The following is a 19,382-nucleotide window of genomic DNA, read 5'->3' as shown; positions in this document are numbered from 1 at the left end:
TTACTCTGTTCTGGTCTTATGGTCGCTCTACAGACTGACACCGCAAGCCCTGCGGCCAAAATATTTTTACTGGCGTTAATATCTCGGTCATGGTGAGTCCCACAGTCTGGACAATCCCACTCTCGAATATTTAACGGCATTTTCTCAGCAATATACCCGCAATTACTACATCTTTTAGAGCTAGGAAACCATCTATCTATTTCGATGTAATTTCTGCCGTACCAACGGCATTTATAGGCTAATTGTCGAGTGATTTCTCCCCAACTAACGTCAGATATTGCCTGAGATAACTTGGGGTTTTTGACCATATTCTTGACGGCTAAATTCTCAACCATAATCGTTTGGTTTTCACGAACTAATTGAGTGGTTAGCTTGTGTAGATGGTCTTTTCTACTATCGTTAATTTGAGCGTGAATTCTGGCTACTGTGATTCTCGCTTTTTCCCGATTCTTTGAGTCTTTTTTCTTCCTAGAAAGGCTTTTTTGTGCCTTTCGCAGTCTCCGATAATGTTTCTTAAAATGCTTAGGATTAGACACTTTATCGCCATCGCTGGTAATTACTAGGCTACTAATTCCTAAGTCAATTCCAATGGCTTTATCTGTTACTGATAAAGGCTTAATTGTTAGGTCATCAAATCTTATTGAAATATGCCAACGTCCAGAAGGATGTAATCTGACTGTTACTGTACTTGGGTCACAGCTTTCTGGTATTTGTCTTGACCATCGAATAGGTAAAGGTTCTGTGCATTTGGCTAAATAGATTTGTTTGTCTTTAAATTTAAAGGCTGATTTGGTAAATTCGGCACTTCCTCCTTGATGTTTTTTCTTAAAGTTAGGATACTTAGTACGACCAGCAAAGAAGTTAGTAAAAGCTGTTTGTAAATGTCTTAACCCTTGTTGTAAAGGTACACAGCTTACCTCATTGAGAAAGTCTAATTCTTCTTGCTTTTTCCAATCGGTTAGCATTGAAGAAGTTTGAACATATCCTACTCTTTCTTGTCTTTCATACCAAGCTTGTGTTCTGAGATGGAGAGCTTTATTGTAAACTAATCTTACACAGCCCAATGTGCGCCGCAATAGCGACTCTTGTGTTGGTGTGGGGTAAAATCGAAACGAATAGGCTTTTTCCATGTCTCACATTTTAGCATATATTTCGTAAATGTTCTAATATTTAACAGTAAAGCCGTCGTAGAACGACGGGGTTTCAGACCCAAATTTTCGATGACTGAGAGAAACCGATGTTGTTCAAAATTTTAGTAATTCTCCACACCCTAGGGGCGACCGTCTGGGCCGGTGGACATTTATTGTTGGCAGTCACCGTTCTACCCCAGGCCCTCAAAAACCGAGAACCAGACCGAATTCGTCAATTTGAGCAATATTTTGAAAGTTTTGGGTTATCTGCGCTATTATTGCAGGTAATAACAGGCCTGGGACTGACTTGGATTTATTTGCCCGGATTTCGTGATTTTTGGTCATTTGATAGTTTTTTATCGGTTTATATAGGAATTAAGTTAGCTTTACTGTTATTAACTCTCATCTTGGCCCTTCATTCCCGCTTTTTTCTCATTCCTAAACTGAGCGAGGAAAACTTAAATTTCCTCGCCCTGCACATAGTCGCCGTCACCACTCTAGCAGTATTGTTCGTCATTTTTGGCGCTGGCATCCGTTTGGGAGGCCTTGACCATTAGCTTTTAGCAGTTCAGCAGTCTGGACATCTTTCTAGGGCAGCTTTGGCGAAAACGCGAAAATACTGTAATCTGGGCAAGGGATTACAGGGAGTCAATTCCCCCACCTAACCCTTGCCATGCTGCTTTTGGCAAGGATAGACACTGGAAAAAAGTTTTCAGCCCCGCTGGGGCTAGATAGTCAGTGGCAGTAAAATTAAAATGCTCGTGGATTCAGTCTGACAGGGATATCTCCTGGGAACCCCTGATTCAGGGAGGACTTAGAGAAAGGGCTCTTCTAGGTTCTGTGTGATAAGTTTAACTTACAATATGATCGATCAATCTTTGTGTCCTTTGTGTCTTTGTGGTTCGTTCCACCCCCTCGCTCTTGAGAATGTATCTTAGAATACATTTTACCCACCAAACCTAAGAGAGCCGAGAAAGGATCGTCCAGTTAAGTTGAGTGGAAGCGAGGCTCTTCCATACAAGTATCAAATCTGGGAGAATTATCTAGATAAAGATCAACTGCTTTAGGAGAACCCAATCATGTCTATTGTTTTTCAATTTTTTCTCATTGCCTTAGTTTTATTTTCCTTGCTGATGGTGATTGGTGTCCCCGTTGCCTATGCTTCCCCCCAAAACTGGGATCAATCGAAACCCCTTCTCTATGTGGGTTCGGCAATTTGGGCGATTTTAGTCGTTGCCGTCGCTATTTTAAACTTTTTAGTGATTTAGTCTTGATCAGGGGGACGGGGGACAGGAGTCAGGAGCCAGTCGTCAGGAGTCAGTCGTCAGGAGTCAGTATTCTCCCCACACCCCACACCCCACACCCCACTTCTCCCCAACCCCTAACCCCTTTTACCTATGACTGTTTTTGAGGGAAATTTTACCGAGGATATATCGTCCTTGCACTTTGCGATCGTGATTGGTCGTTTTAATGATCTGGTCACTGATAAACTGTTATCAGGCTGTCAAGACTGTCTCAAGCGTCACGGGGTTGATGTTAATCCCGATGGCACACAAGTGGATTATATCTGGGTACCCGGTAGCTTTGAAGTGCCAATGGTAGCCCGTCAAGTCGCCCTTTCCCACCGTTACGATGCCGTTATTTGTCTAGGGGCAATTATTCGCGGACAAACGCCCCATTTTGACTACGTTGCTGCCGAGGCTGCTAAAGGCATCGCTGCGGCCGCTTTTCAGACAGGTGTTCCCGTTGTTTTCGGTATTCTCACCACTGATACTCTACAACAGGCCCTCGAACGGGCCGGGATTAAAAGTAATTTGGGCTGGAATTATGGCCTATCTGCCCTAGAAATGGCTAGTCTCATGCGTCAATTGCGCCCCCGGGATGAAGATAAACCCCTAGAATTATTGGAAAATAATCCCCCACAGGCACTGATGGAAGGCTAAGAAAATTCCCCCAGCATTTAGGGTTTTAGTTGTCCCCACTCCCCGCTGTCGAGAGAATCAAGACTCTGGAATTAGATTTAGAACCAGAGGGGCCGATTACGGCAGCTTTTGAGGCTATGGAACGCCCTATCACTGAAAAATTCGCCGCCATTGACAAGTGCTTTGATCGCTTGCAACATCAGTTCAACCGACTACAGGCTAAGATAGAAGTGGTTCTCGAAGCTATTACCGGTTTGGGGGATTGGCCAGAAGATGAATTATTGTAAAAAAATGCTCCAAACCAGTTGACAAATGCTCTGAGATTTGGGATACTTAGGGAAGTGTAAAAAAACGGCTTGCGGGCATAGCTCAGTGGTAGAGCGTCACCTTGCCAAGGTGAATGTCGCGCGTTCGAATCGCGTTGCCCGCTTGAAAAAATCTTGAAATAGCTCTTAAGATTAGTAGGAATAATTTAGGGATATCCCTTAAGATGGGAATTATCCGTGAGCAATAGGGTTGAGGATTTTGGGCAACCATTGAATCCCTGAGCTATTGACCACGAGCGACTAAAAACAACCGTTTATAAACAAAAATTTAGCTTGTGCGACCGCATAAATATACCAAAATCGACCAACACCAAGACTATCCTTGTCCCTGTCGTCGGAAAGGGACATTATGCCCGATTTTATTGACCGATGCCTTTGGTTGCGATCGCTGTCAACAAATATTTGTGCTACAGGAAAACGGCCAAATTATCGAACAATTAGCCCCCCACTATCCCTATAAACGCAGTTGGTGCTGGACGGGATTTCGTTGGGTGAGTACGAATCGGCGCCTTGGACAAGAGGTATTACCCCTGATGGTGGGGATAATTCTGTTATTATCGGTCGTCTGGCTACCCTTAATTTTAAAATCACCGCCGGGGGTAAGCGTGATTTTTGGGGCAATTCTAGTTATGCTATTAGTTATTTTGCCCGCGTTAATCTTTTGGTTAGCCTATCGACGCTAGACAAGAATCTATGATCGAAAGTTCCTCCATCCCCCCCCTGACGATCTTTAAGCAAGCATACAATGCTTTTCTGGCTCTAGGTCAATTTAATGGCAATGAAAGAAATCGCGGAGTAATTGCGATCGCTAATGCCATTAAAACTGGCTTTGATCGTATTTTAGAAGCCAATACCCTCGATTTAGAAGTCAGTCGAGAGATGGCTGTCTCAGAACAAATGATTCGCTGGCTACGGTTAACTCCCGAACGTTTAGAGACGACGGTGGAGGTATTACAACAACTAGCGGAAGCATCGGATCCGCTGCAACAGGTAATTAACGCAGCCTATCAACTCAATCCTTCCCAAACCTATTGCCAAAGGATGCCTTTAGGAGTGATTGCCTTCGTCTATGAAGGTTTTCCGGAATTAGCGATGGTAGCGGCGGGATTTTCCCTAAAAAGTGGCAATAGTTTGATTATTCGCGGTTCCAATGCCTCTAGTCATTCCGATGAGGTGATTACGGAAATTATCCAAGAAGCATTGGAAGATGTGGGTTTACCCGTGGATTGTGTGAGTGGTTTACCCTGTGATTCTAGTCCCTCCCTAGAGGAGTTGCTGACCCAGGAAAATTATGTTAATTTGATCATTCCCTACGGTCGCCCTAGTTTAATCGGTCGGGTGAGTCAATTGGCTACGGTTCCCGTTTTGCGTGCGGCCATGGGAAACTGTTATTTGTATTGGTCTCCTAGTGGCGACTTGGAGTTAGCTCGTCAGGTAATTATCGATAGTCATGGCAGCATACCGGATCCGGTTAACGCGATCGAAAAAGTTTTAATTAGTCCCCATCACAATTCTTCGACTTTAAGTCGTTTGTTTAAAAGTTTGCAGGAAAAAGGCTTTAAATTGCGGGGAGATACCCGATTAGCGGCGGATTTTCCGGAACATTTAACCATTGCTACCGATAATGATTGGCAAAGACCCTATTTAGAAAAAATGGTGGCCTTTAGGTTAGTGGATACCCTCACTGATGCGATCGCTTGGATTAATAAGTATAGTAGCGGTCATGCGGATTGTATTGTCACCGAATCCTATCGAGAAAGTCGTCAATTCGCCATGGAGTCCGATAGTGCTTTAGTTTATATCAATTCTTCACCCCGATTTGATCGCAATCCCAAACAGGGAGAATCGGTATTTTTGGGCATTTCCAACCAAAAAGGCCAGCGCCGGGGGTTAATCAACCTAGAAACCTTTACCACCCTTAAACAGGTAGTGCAAGGCTAGTTTTTTTCAGTGTTGCCAAAGGCACGGCGTAGCCGTCCAGTGAACAGTGAACAGTAAGTACCTAAGCAAAATTAATTACACATATCTAACCCCGCTCTTGCCTCTTGCCCCTTGCCTCTTGCCTATCTTCACTAGGAAATTAATTTTGCACGACTACTTAAACAGTGACCAATCACTAATCAATGATAACTGATAACTGAGGGATCGAACTTGCCTCGACCGTACTTTTTTAACAGCAACCGCCCCCATTATAGTGCCAAGTGGACTCGGTGATGAGGATATCTTGGGGAGACAAACGAGCTAAGTTGCTCGCAGTTTTATCACAGACGGCCACTGGTAATCCTTTGGCTAAAATATGCCCAGCACCATCATCAAAAATTGCCTCCGTACCAGTATAAATAGCAGTTTTGCCGGTAAAAATACAGGCCCCATCTTCGGGAATAGCTACTTTAAAAGCAACGGAATCCAAACTTTCTAAGAGGAGCGGCTTGGCTAAATTATAACTCTGACAGTCCAGTAAACGATAGGGACGACGGGCCCGAATTTCTACCTGACCAAAACCAGCAGCAATCAACTGTTGAATATAATCATCGTAGGTCAAGGCCCCCGATAGACACATAGCCCTTAAACGCTGATCTTCTTGCAAATGTTCAGGAATTGGACGAGGGGCGATCGGATCACTCATCAGTAAACGTCCTCCCGGTTTTAAGACGCGAAAAGCCTCGCGTAAAGCTAACTGTAAATCGGCTGGTTTAAAGATATTAAAAAGACAATTCTGCGCCACTACATCGACGGAGGCATCCTCCACCGGCAATTCAAAAGCGGAACCATCTTTAATTTCCACAAAATCGAGACTAAACCAGGGATTTTCTGGCAGTGCTTCGCCGAGATTTCTTTGGGCTGCCCAACGCATTTCCGGCACTGGATCCACCGCAATGACTCCCCCCGGACGACGGGAAAAATAGGCGAATTGCAGTGCTTCTAAACCACCACCCACACCCACATACAAAACCCTGGGAGAATTGCCCAATTCATTAACCTGCACCGTCGTGCCACAACCATAGTTCATCTCCTGCATAATGGCGGGGATTTTTAACCCCGGCAGTTGCAAAGGACTGCTTTGAACACAACATAGCCCCACTTCGGGAGTTTGGGCTACTTCGCTGTAAAATTTGGCAGTAGCTTCCAGATAAGTCATTTTCATCCTTTAAACTCCTTTTCTCTGATCAATTCAAGGACTTACTTCGCATCCTCGCCCAACGCTATCTTAGCAGGGTGGATCGGCACCCCCCTGATCAAGAGCGGATTTCAGGAGGGATCGAACCTAAAATCCCTTTTTAATTTAATTATAACCAGCTACTTAGCTGCATATCGAGGGATTTCTTCATCCCCAAACCGATCGAGAAGTTACCGGGTTAATCTAGGATTAGCTCCTGTTGACGGCTGTAGAGAGGACAGAAATATGATACTGACAATAATCGATCGCCTTACGGAAACCAACCCGCAAATTATGCGAGAATGGCAAGGAAGATTAACCCCGAAAAATATCTCGATCGCCTCGATTATCTCCCTTGTTGGTCAATTATTAGTTTACTTGTACTATCAAAATCTCTTGCCAGTAGGAGCGGGATTTAGTCGTTACTGTACCGCTAATCCCCCCAATAACAACGACTATTATCCCTATAGTGGGCTTAAATACTGTATCCAAGACTTAAATGGTCAATGGATGATTATCTCCCGGTTATGGTGGTTAGATATCTTCACTTTTCTGAGTATTACCGGCATTTTCGCTCTTTTAGTGGTGGGAACCTATCAATTAATTGCCGATCTTTCTGGGGAAGAGCGCCGGGGTACACTTAATTTTATCCGTCTGAGTCCCCAACCCGCCAAAACGATTTTTATCGGCAAAATTTTCGGGGTTCCCATTCTCCTCTATCTCGTCTGTCTTCTCGCTTTACCCTTTCACTTGGGGGCGGGTTTATTAGCAGGTATTCCCTTGTCGTTAATTTTAGCCTTCTACGCGGTTCTGATCGCTAGTTGTGCCTTTTTCTATCATGCTGCCCTTAGTTTCGCTTTAGCCACGCCATGGTTAGGAGGATTTCAACCCTGGTTAGGCAGTGCTACAGTCTTAATCTTTGTGTTTTATAGCAGTATTTTTACTTTATCGGGCTATGGCGGTTCCCGTACCCCCTTTGATTGGTTAATTCTCTTTAATCCTAGTTTTTTCCTTCCCTATCTAGTTAAATCTACCTTTCTCCCCCCCGATGCGGTACGCTATCTAGGAATCTCACAAATCTTTGATCTGCGTTGGTACGGTCAATCTCTCTGGCAATCGGTTATAATGGGTATTAGCTTAATTTTGCTCAATTTTGCCCTCTGTACCTACGGTTTAACCAGAATTATCCAGCGGCGCTTCCATAATCCCCTCGTTACTCTTGTTAGTAAACCCCAAAGTTACTGGATGATGGGCTGTTTTAGCGCCATTAGCCTAGGTTTTGTCTTCCAAACTCTGGAACCGAGCTATCTTTTCGATAATTTTGTCATTCTTAGCGTTTTTGTGGCAATTTTTGGCTTGTTAATCCTTTTTGCCCTCACTCCCCCCCGTCAAACTCTCCAAGATTGGACTCGCTATCGTCATCTGCAAGGAAAAAAGGGCATTAGTCTGGGGAAAGCTCTAATCTTTGGCGAAAAAAGCCCTTCTACCCTAGCCATGGCTGTTAACCTCGCCATTGCCATTTTATTCATCCTTCCCGCTATTTTTATCGCCCCTCTCCATCAATATAAACTAGCCACTGCAGCCGGGTTTCTCTTGGCAATGAACATGATTTTAGTCTATGCCGCTATCGCCCAATTATTGATGTTAGGCAGCACAAATAAACGCGCTTTGCTGGCAGCCACTAGCATCGGCATTTTGATTATTTTCCCCTTTCTCTGTTTCGCTGTCTTGGGAGTTGATCCCAGTCAATCTCCGCTGTTATGGTTTTTTACTTTTCTTCCCATTGCCGCTACTAAATACGCTACACTTCCCTCTTTCGCTTTGGCAATCTTCGGTCAGTGGTTGGGTTTAACCCTCCTCGGATGGCAAATTAATCGGCAATTAAATCGCCTTGGTGCCTCGGCAACTAAAGCGTTAATCCCAAGCTGAAAAATACCGACTCACATCGGTTAAATTTTTTTCCCAAAAAAGCTTGACAAAACCCCACGACTTGACAGATAATTTCTTATAGAATGGGAATCCGTGCCTACCTGCGAACCCCTTATTTTCAGGTCAAATAAAGCCTCAAAAAATTAAGCATTGTTAGATCAGAATAGGAAAGATGCAGTGCAATCCTTAGCTATCACAGTAATTTTAGTTCCGGTGCTGATTCGGAGCATCTTTCAATTTGACAACGCCTATTGTAGGGCTAATTCTGGAATTAGCCCTACACCTAGTAATTTCAGTGGTCAGTAAACAGTGAACAGTAATCGGTCAACTGATAACTGATAACTGATAACTGATAACTGATAACTGATTTACCCCACCACCGATAAACTATCAACAATTAGCGAGGGAGTATAACAGGAACCATTCCATTGATTATCAGACCCCAAAGCGATTAAATTCTGCAAAGCGGTATAAACATTTCCCGTCACCATTGTATCTTTAACTCGTCCAGTGATTTTGCCCTTTTCTATGCGATAACCCAGATCGATATTGACAGAAAAATCGCCCGAAATATCGGCACCATGACCTAAAATTTGGTCAATAACTAGACCTTCATCTATCTGCGAGATTAAATCCTCTAAAGTTCCCTCTCCCGGTGCCACGATTAGATTAACTAAATCTGGCATAGGATAAACCCCTAACCCGGGACGAAAACCGTTTCCCGTCGGAGTAGTTTTTAATAGTCTGGCCGTGGTACGATCGCTATAGAATTCTTTAACTCTACCTCGTTCAATTAAAGATAAAAATTTGGTGGGAGTTCCCTCATCATCAAAGGGACAACTATAGGGTTCTCGCTCCGGTTGTTGAGATAAAGTCAACTGTTCTGACATAACCAATTGACCGATTTTATCACTCCAGGGCGAGGATTTTTCTAAGATCTGTTTACCATTTAAAGCCATCGCCACCGTACCCCATAACAGGGTAACTGCATTAGCAGTCAATAAAATTGGTAATTTACCTGTGGGACTATCCACATTATTGGCGGCCCATTGTAGTCGCTGCAATAACTGTTTAATTACCGTTTCGGGATGAGGTGTACTGCGGGTATATTCCCCATCATAAACGGCGAGAAAATCCTCCCCCCGCACCCATTCAATCCCCAGATAATAACTCAAAGCTGTATCGGTATATTGACAATATAAACCCTGGGAATTAACTAAACGGGTGATTTCCCGTTCACATTCCCATTCACCACTACAAATAACCTCAGGATAAACTTGGCGAATTTGGCCAATCATTTGATTACCCATCTCGATTAAAGATTCTACCGCCACATCCTGGCCAATCGGGTCATAAATTGCCTGTCGTGGTGCCGAAAATTCGATTTCTTCGGGGGCATTGAGATAGGATAAATTTAACGCTGTTTCTACTAAAATTTCCGGTTCCACATCACCATAACCCACCGCTAACCCCGGACAACCCTCGCGCCATAATCTTAAGGCAGTTCCCACAGATTCGGAACTTTCTAGCTGTTTGAGACGATTAGCCTCAAAAAAAACGGGATGGGAAAGGGAGGAAGATTGATAAACTTCGGCTGCCACTGCTCCCGATTTGAGAGCCAGTTCGATGAGTTGTTGCGGATCGATCGTCATGGTGATAGTTTTTGAGATAATGGCTATCTGATTAGCGAAAATTTGGGTTTAAAACCCCTTCGTTTCACGACAGTTTTTCTTGATCTCTAATATAGCACTTAAGAACTGCCAATGGCACACCTCCCACAGAAGAAACAAAATAACTAGGAGACCAAAGAGCATCTTTCCCATCTGATTTAGGATAAGCAGCTTGTTTATATCTGCCACTAGAAACCGCTCTTTCTACCTGCTCTGGTTTAAGGATTTTCAAATTCGTTTCCTTGGCAAAAAATTGTCTCAATAGTCCATTGGTATGCTCGTTTAATCCCCTCTCCCACGAATGATAAGAAGTAGCAAAATAAAAATCTGCTCCTAGTTTCTGACTCAACTCTTGATGTCCACAAAATTCTTTAACCTTGTCACAAGTAAAGGTTTTTCTTTGGTCAGGGTGAATCTCTTGGGAAAGTTTTTCTGTGACAAGGGTTGATTTCCGATGCGGTTTTGTTTTTGGCTAATCCTGCTACTAAAAATTTCGAGGCTTTGTCCATATATGTAACGATAATTCCTCGATAATTTCCTCCAATCATTGTGTCACTTTCCCAATAACCGATTTCGGTTTTATGGTCAGCAATTGCTGGTCGCTCGCTGATATCTACACGACTAGGATCAATATATTTTGAGTAAATACCCAGAAAACATCAAGAAGGGAATCGGCTTTAAACCTTGTCCGTCAACTATCCATTCCCCTATTCTGGCGCTCCCTGCTTCAACGTGGGGGACAAAATGAGGTAAGGTAAAAAAGCTGTGCCTATAACCGAGACTATGAGCGTTGAATGGCAATCCGTCAAAACCTACGAGGATATTCTTTACCATAAATGGGGGGGAATCGCCAAAATTACCATCAATCGACCCCATAAGCGTAATGCCTTCCGTCCGAAGACAGTTTTTGAGCTTTACGACGCTTTCTGTGATGCTCGCGAGGATGCGCGCATTGGGGTGGTATTGCTCACGGGTGCAGGTCCCCACAGCGATGGCAAATATGCTTTTTGTTCCGGCGGCGATCAGACGGTGCGCGGTCAGGCGGGTTATATTGGCGATGATGGCGTACCCCGGCTCAATGTGCTGGATTTACAGAAATTAATTCGCTCCATCCCCAAGGTAGTTATCGCGCTGGTGGCAGGTTATGCGGTCGGGGGCGGTCATGTTTTACACTTGGTTTGTGATTTAACCTTAGCAGCGGATAACGCCATTTTTGGCCAGACCGGTCCGAAAGTGGGCAGTTTTGACGGCGGTTTTGGCTCTAGTTATCTGGCCCGGGTAGTGGGTCAAAAAAAAGCTCGCGAGATTTGGTTTCTCTGTCGGCAGTATAACGCCCAACAAGCTTTAGCAATGGGTTTGGTTAACCATGTCGTCCCGGTGGGGGAATTAGAGCAGGAAGGGATTAAATGGTCCTTAGAAATTCTCGAAAAAAGTCCCTTGGCGATTCGCTGCCTAAAATCGGCTTTTAATGCTGATTGTGATGGTCAAGCGGGTTTACAGGAGTTAGCGGGTAATGCCACTTTACTCTACTATATGACCGCCGAAGGATCCGAAGGTAAACAGGCTTTCCTCGAAAAACGTCCCCCCGATTTTAGTCAATATCCTTGGCTACCCTAATCAGTGATCAGTGAACAGTAAACAGTAATCAGTGAAAAGAAAGCAGAAAACTGCCCTATAATACTGCTCACTTAATACTCCCTACTCCTACTGATAACTGATCACTGATAACTGATCACTGATCAGCTATGCTAGTTTAGAGAGAGTAGTTAGGTTCGGTAGCAGCATTGGTTTCAAACAGAAGTGGTTTTTCCCTGATGGCCTTGACTGGGTTGTGTCCGATCTCCTTCTCGAAATGGCTGTGATATTGGGAGACAATCCATGACGATTTACGTTGGTAATCTGGTTTATGACGTCACGACAAATGACTTGCAAGAGGTATTCGCTGAATACGGCACGGTTAGTCGCGTTTACTTGCCCGTAGATCGGGAAACGGGTAAAATGCGCGGTTTTGGTTTTGTCGAAATGTCCTCCGATGAGGAAGAAGCAAAAGCGATCGAAACTCTTGACGGGGCCGAATGGATGGGACGACAGATGAAAGTCAACAAAGCTCGTCCCAAAGAAGAAGATTCTGGCGGTCGTGGCGGCGGTGATCGCAAAAACTTCGGGCGCCGGGAACGTTAAACAGATTCTTGGAAAATTCCAGAAGCGGTTATTTCTGATAACCGCTTTCTTATCGATAATTAATAAATCTGCGTTTCTTTTCTAACATCCTAATACCCATTTTAAAGGACGGGGTTTCAGACTCAAAAATTTCGATGAATTTATTCAAGATAAAAATGATCGGGAAAATCGATACGGACATTTCATCATTTTGACGAAAAAAGGCTAACAGACGCAAAAATCTCGGTTCGTCCATAGATTTTGAGAATGTTATCAGGTAAAATCAAGATTTGATTTGCACCTACTCCTGCCCAGCTTATTTGTTCTGATTTTCCCATCATAATCCAACCGCTGCCATAAACTTTGACAAAAAATGAAGATAGCAATCATCACAGCAACTCCCCAAAATGTCAAGCTCGGAAGTGGTACTTTCGTTGGGAATATCCACCTGACTAACGAGTTACGTTCCCAGGGTCATCTGGTTGATGTCTTCTCGCCAGCCAAAGCATCGGGTCCGTTAGGCTACATGGCGCATCGCTTTCTTTGGAATTGGCGACTCGATCCCCGTTGCTTTGATGACTATGATGTGGTGGTAGGTTACGATATGGATGGTTACGCCATCAGCGATCGCCTAAAAGTCCCTTTTATCGTTTATATTCACGGTATTATTGCCGATGAAGCCACCTTTGAGCGGGGTTGGGTGCGAACTTCCTTAGAATTGATGGCAAAGGCCGAGAAAGTGAGCGTCCATCGTGCGGATCTGGTCATCTCTACCAGTGAGTATTCCCGTACTAGACTCAAGCAACTTTATCAGTACGATGGCAATATCGAAATTGTTCATTCTCTAATTGATCTCAAAGGGTGGGATGCAGCGGTCGCCTCGGTCAAGTATGAGGAAAGAAACCGCGAGCAGAGGAGGCCGACGGTGTTTTGTGTCGGTGTCCAGTATCCCCGCAAAAATGTTGCCACTTTGATCCGCGCCGCCGCAATTCTCCGCCGTCAAATACCCGATGTAGAGGTACGAATTGCCAGCAAAGGTCCTGAATGGAATAATTTACGCCGTCTAGCACAAGAACTCAATTTAGAGCAAAATGTTACTTTTCTCGGCTATCTTTCCTATCAAGAACTGATCCAAGAATATCTTGATTGTCAAGTTTTTTGTTTACCTAGTCTGCAAGAAGGATTTGGCCTAGTTTTTGCTGAAGCTATGGCCAGTTATAAACCGATTGTCGCCAGTCGTTCCTCCTCGACACCGGAGTTGGTTGAAGATGGTGTACAAGGTCTATTAGCCAATCCCTTAGATGCTGAAGATTTAGCGAGTAAATTAGCGGAAGTGCTTCTCAATCCAGAGAAAGCTCGTTCCTTAGGGAAGGCAGGTAGAGCGAAAGTTTCAGAATTTGATGCACCGATTATTGCCCAACGCTTCAGTCAGTTATTAACCAATTTTCTGGAAAAATAGATTAACTTTGACAATAAAAATTTAACCCCTAACGCACAGCGTATAAATGGAAAATATCCACGAATGTCGAAGGTAGCAAGTCTCTTTTTTCTAGTTGAATTTTGAAGCCATTATCTGCCAGCATTTGGCTTATTTGCTTTAAGCGTCCCTTTTTATCGTGAATTTCAGCCACTATTTGCTTGATTTTTGGCCAGTCTTTAGCTTCGATGCCTTGAAATACTTCGTATTCTTCTCCTTCCACGTCAATTTTCAGTAAGTCAATGGAGTCAATACCGAGTTCATTAATTACGGAGGATAGAGTTCTTACTTCACAGGCTACTTGTTCTTTTTCTTGGAAAAACTCTTCAAACAAATTTTCTATTTTTGGGTAATTCTGATCCACTTGAATATCTTCCAATTCAGCCAGGGTATCCTCTGGCTTTGTGGTTGAATTAGCAGACATATTCGGATAAAAAGTAAAGATTTTTGCTGGGTTATTTTCTGAACTTAATCCACAGTTAAATAAAACAACATCCTCTAAAGAATGCAAATGAATATTTTTTTTCAAAACCTCAAAAGTTGGCTTGATTGGCTCAAAGGCGAAAACTTTTGCTGTTGGTTCAACTCCCTTGACAAAAATAGAGAATAGACCAATATTGGCTCCAACATCAAAGATCACATCGCCTTCTTTGATGACAATATCATGCCCTTCATATTGCCTTTCAGTAAATATTTCCGAAAAAATGTATTCTGTTTCCTCTTTGCTACTACTGTAGTAACATTCTAATCCATTAGAAAAAGTAATTTTTTTGGCTATCACCGTTGATGTATAGTTGTAATCTTGGACAAAATTATATTAACACCACGAATCACTCCCCGTCAAGAATGAGGTAACAAGCCTCACTTTCTGGGGGATAGCTAAAAGCTTTGATGTGCCCAGTTTCTAACCTTCTTTTTAGGTAGGAGAATTGTCAGATTCTGTCTTTTGCCTCTTGCCTTCAAAAGCTGATAACTGATAACTGAAATGACGGACTTAAGCCACCTTTTTCCGTGACTCAAGGATGGGGTGAATAATTGTCCAGGCTAGGACGATAATTAAAGCCAAGATACCAAAACGAGCCATAGAACTGACTAACTGGTGCAAGGGGAACAAACGGCCTAAAAAGAAAGATAATGTCACCATAATCGTCGCCCACACCGTCGCCCCACCGAGATTACAGAGGAAAAAGCGACCGTAGGGCATTCGGGCAATTCCCGCCATGGGACCGGCAAAGATTCTTAACAGGGCCACGAAACGACCGAAAAAGACCGCCCGGGGTGCATTTTTACTAAATTGATCCTTGGCTAATTCTAGTTTTTGAGGCGGAATCCGAAAGAATTTGCCAACTTTTAACAAAAACGGCCAACCTCCAGCGCGGCCGAGCCAATAGCCAAAATTATCGCCCAAAACTGCTCCTGTAATTGCGCTGACTAAAACTAACCAATAGTTCAAATCACCGCTACCGGCAAGGAAGCCGCCGACAATGGTGATGGTTTCTCCCGGGATGGGAATCCCCGTATTTTCCAGGGTGATGCCGATAAATACTGCCCAGTATCCGTATTGGTGGGCGATTTCTTCAATATTTTCTAGGGATAATAGCTCTAGGGACATGGAGCGCTTTCTTAACAAAGGTTTACGAATATTCTAAGATATTTTTACAGTATTTAACCGTGGCTGAACATGACTTTTCCCAGTATTGATTTATTAGCAATTCGTCAGGGTGAGATAAAAGATTTAGCGGGCATGAACTTGGCAGGGGCTGATTTAGCGGGTGCAGACCTAGCCGGGGCGAATTTACGCGCAAATTTACGCGGTGCTGACCTAACTGGGGCAAATTTAAGGGGAGCAGATTTTCGTAATGCCGATTTACGCGGGGCAATTCTCCTCGATGCGATCGTGACTGGGGCAAGTTTGGCCGGCGCTTTTTTAGCCGGGGCGGTTTTTAATCATCTAGATTTGTCCGGGGCGGATTTTCGCGGTGTCGATGGCCGGGGAGTGAGTTTTGTCGGGGCGATTTTAACCCAAGCGGATTTTACTAGCGCTAATCTGTCCGGGGCAGATCTATCGGCCACCGATTTAGAGGAAGCAATTTTTTTCGGGGCGATTTTACGCGGAACAAATTTTACTGATGCCAATCTTCTTTGTGCTAGTTTAGCCTCGGCAGTAACCACGGGGGCAATTTTCGATCGAGCTTGTTTGGAAGGGACAGGATTAACCTAAATGGCTGATAGATAAAAGAAGATGAGTTTCTAATTCGTTGCTGGAACCTGATCTAGGTTTAAAAATCTGACCCATTCCCCTGTTTATCTGCCTCCATAGCTCCAGCTATTCTGAACCATTTAACCCCTTTGCTGCCTTGAGTCTTCCTCTTGGCCAAATTGGTCAAGTTTTTGTCATCCTCCACCAGAAAATTTAGGTTAATTGTCTGGGTAATCAGTGCAGTTATTGAAGAAATTTTCCCAACCAATTAAGCAATCAACCTAGTTCCTTAAGGGAACCTAGTAGAAAAGATTATGCACAAAAATGATAGGATCGATCGATACCTAGCTGCCGTTAATCGCCCTCGATGAGATCTTTACGCCAACTTTACCGCTATTTAAGTTTATTTTGCCTCTGTCTTCTTCTGACTGTGGGCTGTCAGTCCACTAATTCCAATTTACCCCAGGGGGATAGCGATCGCCTGATAATTGGGACAACCCTAAAACCACGCTCGATCGATCCTGCCGATAGTTATGAGTTGGCGGGACTTTTTATTATTTATAATCTCGGTGAAACTCTCTACACCTACGCCGAAGGAACCACTAATTTAAAGCCTCTCCTAGCCACGGAATTGCCGCAAATTAGCCCCGATGGTTTGACTTATACTATCCCAGTACGTCGAGGAGTTATCTTTCATGATGGCACGGTTTTTAACGCAGAGGCGATGAAGTTTTCTCTAGAAAGATTTATCAAAAATGGTGGCGAACCTTCCTTTCTTCTCCGGGATACAATTGATAAAATCACCGCCAGCAAAGAGGACGAAATTACTATTAAATTAACCAGACCTTTTGCCGCTTTTCCCGCTCTTTTAGCTTATCCCGGAGCCTGTGCGGTTTCACCCAAATTTTATCAAATTGGCGAAGGTAAATTTAAACCCGAAGAATTTATCGGCACAGGACATTATCGATTAAAAGCAGTTACTAGCGATTCTTTTAGTTTAGAAGCTTTTGATCGCTATTGGGGAGAACCAGCCAAAAATAAGGGAGTTAATGTGCAAATTTATCTCTCGAATCCTGCCAATTTATTTAACGGTTTTCAAACAGGTGCGGTGGATATTGCCTATCAATCTTTACTGCCTCCTCAAGTGAGAAAATTACGCACAGAAGCAGCTCAAGGAAAATGGCAAGCGATCGAATCTTCTGGGGCAGCAATTAACTTTATGAGCGTCAATCTTAAAAGTGAACCCACCGATAATATTTTAGTGCGACAAGCAATTGCTTCTCTAGTCGATCGGGATTTACTTAATGATCGCATTTTACAAGGTCAAGGCATCCCTCTTTTTAGTCTCATTCCTACTACTTTTTCCGAGTCACAACCGGTGTTTAAAGAGCGCTATGGCAACCATAATATAGAGCAAGCCAAACAATTACTAAAAACTGCTGGTTATAGTCCAGAAAACCCCGCAATTGTAGAAGTTTGGCACTCATCGGGATCGATCACTTCCAGCAGCGTGGCGGCAGTGATGAAAGCTCTAGCAAAACGGGATTTAGATAATATGATTCAATTTGAACCCAATAGTATCCTAGGAGCAGCCTTTTTCCGTAATATTAGCCGGGGACTTTATACCACTGCTCTATCCAATTGGTATCCCGATTTTTTGGATGCAGATAACTATATTTATCCCTTTTTGGATTGTGCTAAAGGTTCCCCAGAAACTGGCTGCGAAGAGGGAGGATCACAAAGTCAAGGCTCATTTTTTTATAGTCAAGAAATGAATCAATTAATCGCCCAATCCCGTCAGGAAAGTAACCCAGCCAAAAGAAAGCAGATTTTTGGTAAAATTCAAGAAATTCTCGCCGATGAAGTTCCCTATATTCCCCTTTGGCAAACCAAAGAATATGCTTTTGCTCGTCATGGCATCACGGGAGTTATCATCAATCCCAGTCAAACTTTTCCCTTCTGGACAATCGCCAAAAAATCCCGATAATTAATCATGAGTCAGCCGTCAGCTTTTGCTCCCTGCCTCGCCATGCTGGTAGGGGGTTTTATCTGTTAAAATTTCTTATCGTCGTGAGGCGAAAACAAACTGTTCTGGCCTTGCCTCCTGTCTTACAATAGTTAAATATAGGTTGTGTAGATAAATCGCCATGAAACACACATTATCCGTATTAGTTGAAGATGAAGCGGGAGTTTTAACCCGTATTGCTGGATTATTCGCCCGTCGCGGCTTTAATATTGAAAGTCTAGCCGTCGGTCCTGCTGAACAAATGGGAGTTTCTCGCATTACGATGGTAGTGCCAGGGGACGAGGACAGCATCGAACAGTTAACCAAACAACTTTACAAATTAATTAACGTCCTCAAGGTGCAGGATATCACCCAAACCCCTTGCGTGGAAAGGGAATTAATGCTGATTAAAGTTAATGCTACCGCCGAGCGCCGAGCAGAAGTGATCGAATTAGCGCAGGTATTCCGAGCGCGAATTGTGGATATTTCTGAGGAAACCCTGACCATCGAAGTGGTGGGGGATCCGGGTAAAATGGTGGCGATTATGCAAATGCTGAATAAATTTGGCGTTCGCGAGGTGGCGCGTACCGGTAAAATTGCTCTGATTCGCGAGTCGGGAGTCAATACGGAATACCTGAAAGCTTTAGAGGCTAAAATGTCAATTTAGGGATATTGGGGATGAATTGGGGTGTTAGGGTGTTAGGGTTTTAGTTGAAATTCCCCACTTCCCCGCTTCCCCTATTGCCTTCAGAAGCTGATAAAAACTATGTCTAACCAGTCGCCGAAAACCCAAATTAGTCAACTTGTCACCGTTGCCGTGCAGAAATTGCAAGGAAAGGTAAATTTTCAGGCGGTAAATCTCAAAAAAGGGGCGAGAGTTCCCGAATTACGCCTTAAAAACGAGAATGGCAGCGGGGAAAGCAAATATCCCCTCATTGGCGATCGCTATTTGTTAGGCCGTAGTTCCAGTTCCTGTGATATTACTATCCGTAATAATGTGGTGAGTCAGATTCACTGTTCCCTGCAGCGGGACCCGAAAAATCCCCATCATTTCCTGCTCACAGATGAAAACTCCACCAACGGGGTTTATATGGGTAAACGTCGTCTGAAAAGCGTTTCCCTGCGTCATGGTGATATCTTTACCCTGGCCCCCCCAGACTTAGCTAATTGTGTCACCATCTCCTACTACTGTCCCCCTCCCCTGTGGGCGCGACTTTTGCGCTATGGTTTCTACGGTGCGGGGGGTATTTTCAGTTTATTAGTTTTAGGGATTATCTGGGAAAGTCGCAGAGTTAATGTTTATCCACTCCCTTCCGGGGTGAGCGGTCCGGTGGTGGTTTACCCTAGGGATGGTCAAACTCCCCTCAATCCCAGGCGACAGGAAACTCACCAAGAATTAGATAATC

Annotated in this window: 20 protein-coding genes, 1 tRNA gene and 2 pseudogenes; 15 read left to right on the top strand and 8 right to left on the bottom strand. The window is 43.8% G+C overall.

Going from position 1 to position 19,382, the window contains the following annotated elements; translation table 11 throughout:
- Positions 1–1,130 (bottom strand): RNA-guided endonuclease InsQ/TnpB family protein (locus PN470_RS16030; protein ID WP_272104791.1); only part of this gene is annotated, 1,130 nt, incomplete at its 3' end.
- A gap of 107 nt (positions 1,131–1,237) precedes the next feature.
- On the opposite strand from PN470_RS16030, the gene PN470_RS16025 reads away from it, so the two are divergent.
- The 7 genes from PN470_RS16025 to PN470_RS15995 all read left to right on the top strand — a co-directional run bounded on the left by PN470_RS16025 (position 1,238) and on the right by PN470_RS15995 (position 5,319).
- Positions 1,238–1,687, top strand: a complete 450-nt coding sequence (locus tag PN470_RS16025; protein ID WP_002732847.1) for a CopD family protein — start codon at positions 1,238–1,240, stop codon at positions 1,685–1,687.
- A gap of 522 nt (positions 1,688–2,209) precedes the next feature.
- Positions 2,210–2,398 (top strand): photosystem II reaction center protein PsbZ, encoded by a 189-nt coding sequence (gene psbZ, locus PN470_RS16020; RefSeq protein ID WP_002732865.1) that lies wholly within the window; start codon positions 2,210–2,212, stop codon positions 2,396–2,398.
- 129 nt (positions 2,399–2,527) lie between these two features.
- Entirely contained in the window at positions 2,528–3,073 is a 546-nt protein-coding gene (gene ribH, locus PN470_RS16015; RefSeq protein WP_002734236.1) for a 6,7-dimethyl-8-ribityllumazine synthase, read from the top strand.
- 29 nt (positions 3,074–3,102) lie between these two features.
- Positions 3,103–3,339 carry a hypothetical protein gene (locus PN470_RS16010; RefSeq protein ID WP_002775335.1) on the top strand — a complete coding sequence of 79 codons (237 nt, stop codon included), beginning with the start codon at positions 3,103–3,105 and terminating at the stop codon, positions 3,337–3,339.
- Between the two features lie 71 nt (positions 3,340–3,410).
- Positions 3,411–3,482, top strand: a tRNA-Gly gene (locus PN470_RS16005).
- 171 nt (positions 3,483–3,653) lie between these two features.
- Positions 3,654–4,061, top strand: a complete 408-nt coding sequence (locus PN470_RS16000) for a hypothetical protein (protein WP_272104790.1) — start codon at positions 3,654–3,656, stop codon at positions 4,059–4,061.
- 10 nt (positions 4,062–4,071) lie between these two features.
- The gene (locus tag PN470_RS15995) at positions 4,072–5,319 is read left to right on the top strand and encodes a glutamate-5-semialdehyde dehydrogenase (RefSeq protein WP_002793483.1); all 1,248 of its coding nucleotides are present in this window, start codon (positions 4,072–4,074) and stop codon (positions 5,317–5,319) included.
- A 229-nt stretch (positions 5,320–5,548) separates the two neighbouring features.
- Here the strand turns inward: PN470_RS15995 and arsM are convergent, their stop codons facing one another.
- Positions 5,549–6,523 (bottom strand): arsenosugar biosynthesis arsenite methyltransferase ArsM, encoded by a 975-nt coding sequence (gene arsM / locus PN470_RS15990; protein WP_002775340.1) that lies wholly within the window; start codon positions 6,521–6,523, stop codon positions 5,549–5,551.
- A gap of 258 nt (positions 6,524–6,781) precedes the next feature.
- Between arsM and PN470_RS15985 the strand changes: the two genes are divergently transcribed.
- Positions 6,782–8,464 carry a hypothetical protein gene (locus tag PN470_RS15985; RefSeq protein ID WP_016514988.1) on the top strand — a complete coding sequence of 561 codons (1,683 nt, stop codon included), beginning with the start codon at positions 6,782–6,784 and terminating at the stop codon, positions 8,462–8,464.
- A 368-nt stretch (positions 8,465–8,832) separates the two neighbouring features.
- Here PN470_RS15985 and PN470_RS15980 read toward each other — a convergent pair whose 3' ends face one another.
- The 3 genes and pseudogenes from PN470_RS15980 to PN470_RS15970 form a co-directional block, all read right to left on the bottom strand.
- Complete coding sequence (locus tag PN470_RS15980; protein ID WP_004157944.1) at positions 8,833–10,116, bottom strand: TldD/PmbA family protein; 1,284 nt, start codon at positions 10,114–10,116, stop codon at positions 8,833–8,835.
- 64 nt (positions 10,117–10,180) lie between these two features.
- Positions 10,181–10,336: pseudogene (locus PN470_RS15975) on the bottom strand (transposase); the annotation flags it as partial.
- Positions 10,325–10,760 (bottom strand): annotated as a pseudogene (locus PN470_RS15970) (IS30 family transposase); the annotation flags it as partial. The pseudogenes PN470_RS15975 and PN470_RS15970, both read right to left, overlap by 12 nt.
- A 157-nt stretch (positions 10,761–10,917) precedes the next feature.
- Between PN470_RS15970 and menB the strand changes: the two are divergent.
- On the top strand, positions 10,918–11,751 hold the full coding sequence (gene menB, locus PN470_RS15965; RefSeq protein ID WP_272104792.1) for a 1,4-dihydroxy-2-naphthoyl-CoA synthase: 834 nt from the start codon (positions 10,918–10,920) through the stop codon (positions 11,749–11,751).
- A gap of 261 nt (positions 11,752–12,012) precedes the next feature.
- On the top strand, positions 12,013–12,315 hold the full coding sequence (locus PN470_RS15960; protein WP_272104789.1) for an RNA recognition motif domain-containing protein: 303 nt from the start codon (positions 12,013–12,015) through the stop codon (positions 12,313–12,315).
- A gap of 49 nt (positions 12,316–12,364) precedes the next feature.
- On the opposite strand, the gene PN470_RS15955 is transcribed toward PN470_RS15960, so the two are convergent.
- A complete protein-coding gene (locus PN470_RS15955) occupies positions 12,365–12,550 on the bottom strand; it encodes a hypothetical protein (RefSeq protein WP_272104788.1) in 186 nt (61 codons plus the stop codon).
- 117 nt (positions 12,551–12,667) lie between these two features.
- On the opposite strand from PN470_RS15955, the gene PN470_RS15950 reads away from it, so the two are divergent.
- Positions 12,668–13,753, top strand: a complete 1,086-nt coding sequence (locus PN470_RS15950; RefSeq protein ID WP_272104787.1) for a glycosyltransferase family 4 protein — start codon at positions 12,668–12,670, stop codon at positions 13,751–13,753.
- A gap of 28 nt (positions 13,754–13,781) precedes the next feature.
- Here PN470_RS15950 and PN470_RS15945 read toward each other — a convergent pair whose 3' ends face one another.
- Together PN470_RS15945 and PN470_RS15940 are read right to left on the bottom strand one after the other, a co-directional pair.
- The gene (locus tag PN470_RS15945; protein ID WP_103112560.1) at positions 13,782–14,552 is read right to left on the bottom strand and encodes an FkbM family methyltransferase; all 771 of its coding nucleotides are present in this window, start codon (positions 14,550–14,552) and stop codon (positions 13,782–13,784) included.
- Between the two features lie 213 nt (positions 14,553–14,765).
- A complete protein-coding gene (locus tag PN470_RS15940) occupies positions 14,766–15,383 on the bottom strand; it encodes a DedA family protein (RefSeq protein ID WP_002775352.1) in 618 nt (205 codons plus the stop codon).
- A gap of 69 nt (positions 15,384–15,452) precedes the next feature.
- Here PN470_RS15940 and PN470_RS15935 point away from each other — a divergent pair, with 69 nt between their 5' ends.
- From PN470_RS15935 to PN470_RS15920, 4 genes are all read left to right on the top strand, one after another.
- On the top strand, positions 15,453–15,992 hold the full coding sequence (locus PN470_RS15935) for a pentapeptide repeat-containing protein (RefSeq protein ID WP_002775354.1): 540 nt from the start codon (positions 15,453–15,455) through the stop codon (positions 15,990–15,992).
- 346 nt (positions 15,993–16,338) lie between these two features.
- Positions 16,339–17,958, top strand: coding sequence for an ABC transporter substrate-binding protein (locus tag PN470_RS15930; RefSeq protein WP_272104786.1), 1,620 nt, complete (start codon positions 16,339–16,341; stop codon positions 17,956–17,958).
- A 160-nt stretch (positions 17,959–18,118) separates the two neighbouring features.
- Positions 18,119–18,643, top strand: coding sequence for an acetolactate synthase small subunit (gene ilvN / locus PN470_RS15925; RefSeq protein ID WP_002732118.1), 525 nt, complete (start codon positions 18,119–18,121; stop codon positions 18,641–18,643).
- A 99-nt stretch (positions 18,644–18,742) separates the two neighbouring features.
- Positions 18,743–19,382, top strand: a 640-nt coding sequence (locus PN470_RS15920; protein ID WP_272104785.1) for an FHA domain-containing protein, incomplete at its 3' end; no start/stop codon positions are given.

The organism is Microcystis sp. CS-574, from assembly GCF_028329095.1.
Lineage (GTDB): Bacteria > Cyanobacteriota > Cyanobacteriia > Cyanobacteriales > Microcystaceae > Microcystis > Microcystis ichthyoblabe_A.
This window is presented reverse-complemented; position numbering and strand designations above follow the sequence as displayed.

Bases quoted from the DNA above. Each gene is read 5' to 3' on its own strand.
- PN470_RS15950 (WP_272104787.1), top strand. From the start codon at position 12,668: ATGAAGATAGCAATCATCACAGCAACTCCCCAAAATGTCAAGCTCGGA.
- psbZ (WP_002732865.1), top strand. From the start codon at position 2,210: ATGTCTATTGTTTTTCAATTTTTTCTCATTGCCTTAGTTTTATTTTCC.
- menB (WP_272104792.1), top strand. From the start codon at position 10,918: ATGAGCGTTGAATGGCAATCCGTCAAAACCTACGAGGATATTCTTTAC.
- ribH (WP_002734236.1), top strand. From the start codon at position 2,528: ATGACTGTTTTTGAGGGAAATTTTACCGAGGATATATCGTCCTTGCAC.
- arsM (WP_002775340.1), bottom strand. From the start codon at position 6,523: ATGAAAATGACTTATCTGGAAGCTACTGCCAAATTTTACAGCGAAGTA.
- PN470_RS15980 (WP_004157944.1), bottom strand. From the start codon at position 10,116: ATGACGATCGATCCGCAACAACTCATCGAACTGGCTCTCAAATCGGGA.
- ilvN (WP_002732118.1), top strand. From the start codon at position 18,119: ATGAAACACACATTATCCGTATTAGTTGAAGATGAAGCGGGAGTTTTA.
- PN470_RS15935 (WP_002775354.1), top strand. From the start codon at position 15,453: ATGACTTTTCCCAGTATTGATTTATTAGCAATTCGTCAGGGTGAGATA.
- PN470_RS15955 (WP_272104788.1), bottom strand. From the start codon at position 12,550: ATGGACGAACCGAGATTTTTGCGTCTGTTAGCCTTTTTTCGTCAAAAT.
- PN470_RS15960 (WP_272104789.1), top strand. From the start codon at position 12,013: ATGACGATTTACGTTGGTAATCTGGTTTATGACGTCACGACAAATGAC.
- PN470_RS15985 (WP_016514988.1), top strand. From the start codon at position 6,782: ATGATACTGACAATAATCGATCGCCTTACGGAAACCAACCCGCAAATT.
- PN470_RS15940 (WP_002775352.1), bottom strand. From the start codon at position 15,383: ATGTCCCTAGAGCTATTATCCCTAGAAAATATTGAAGAAATCGCCCAC.
- PN470_RS16025 (WP_002732847.1), top strand. From the start codon at position 1,238: ATGTTGTTCAAAATTTTAGTAATTCTCCACACCCTAGGGGCGACCGTC.
- PN470_RS15930 (WP_272104786.1), top strand. From the start codon at position 16,339: ATGAGATCTTTACGCCAACTTTACCGCTATTTAAGTTTATTTTGCCTC.
- PN470_RS15995 (WP_002793483.1), top strand. From the start codon at position 4,072: ATGATCGAAAGTTCCTCCATCCCCCCCCTGACGATCTTTAAGCAAGCA.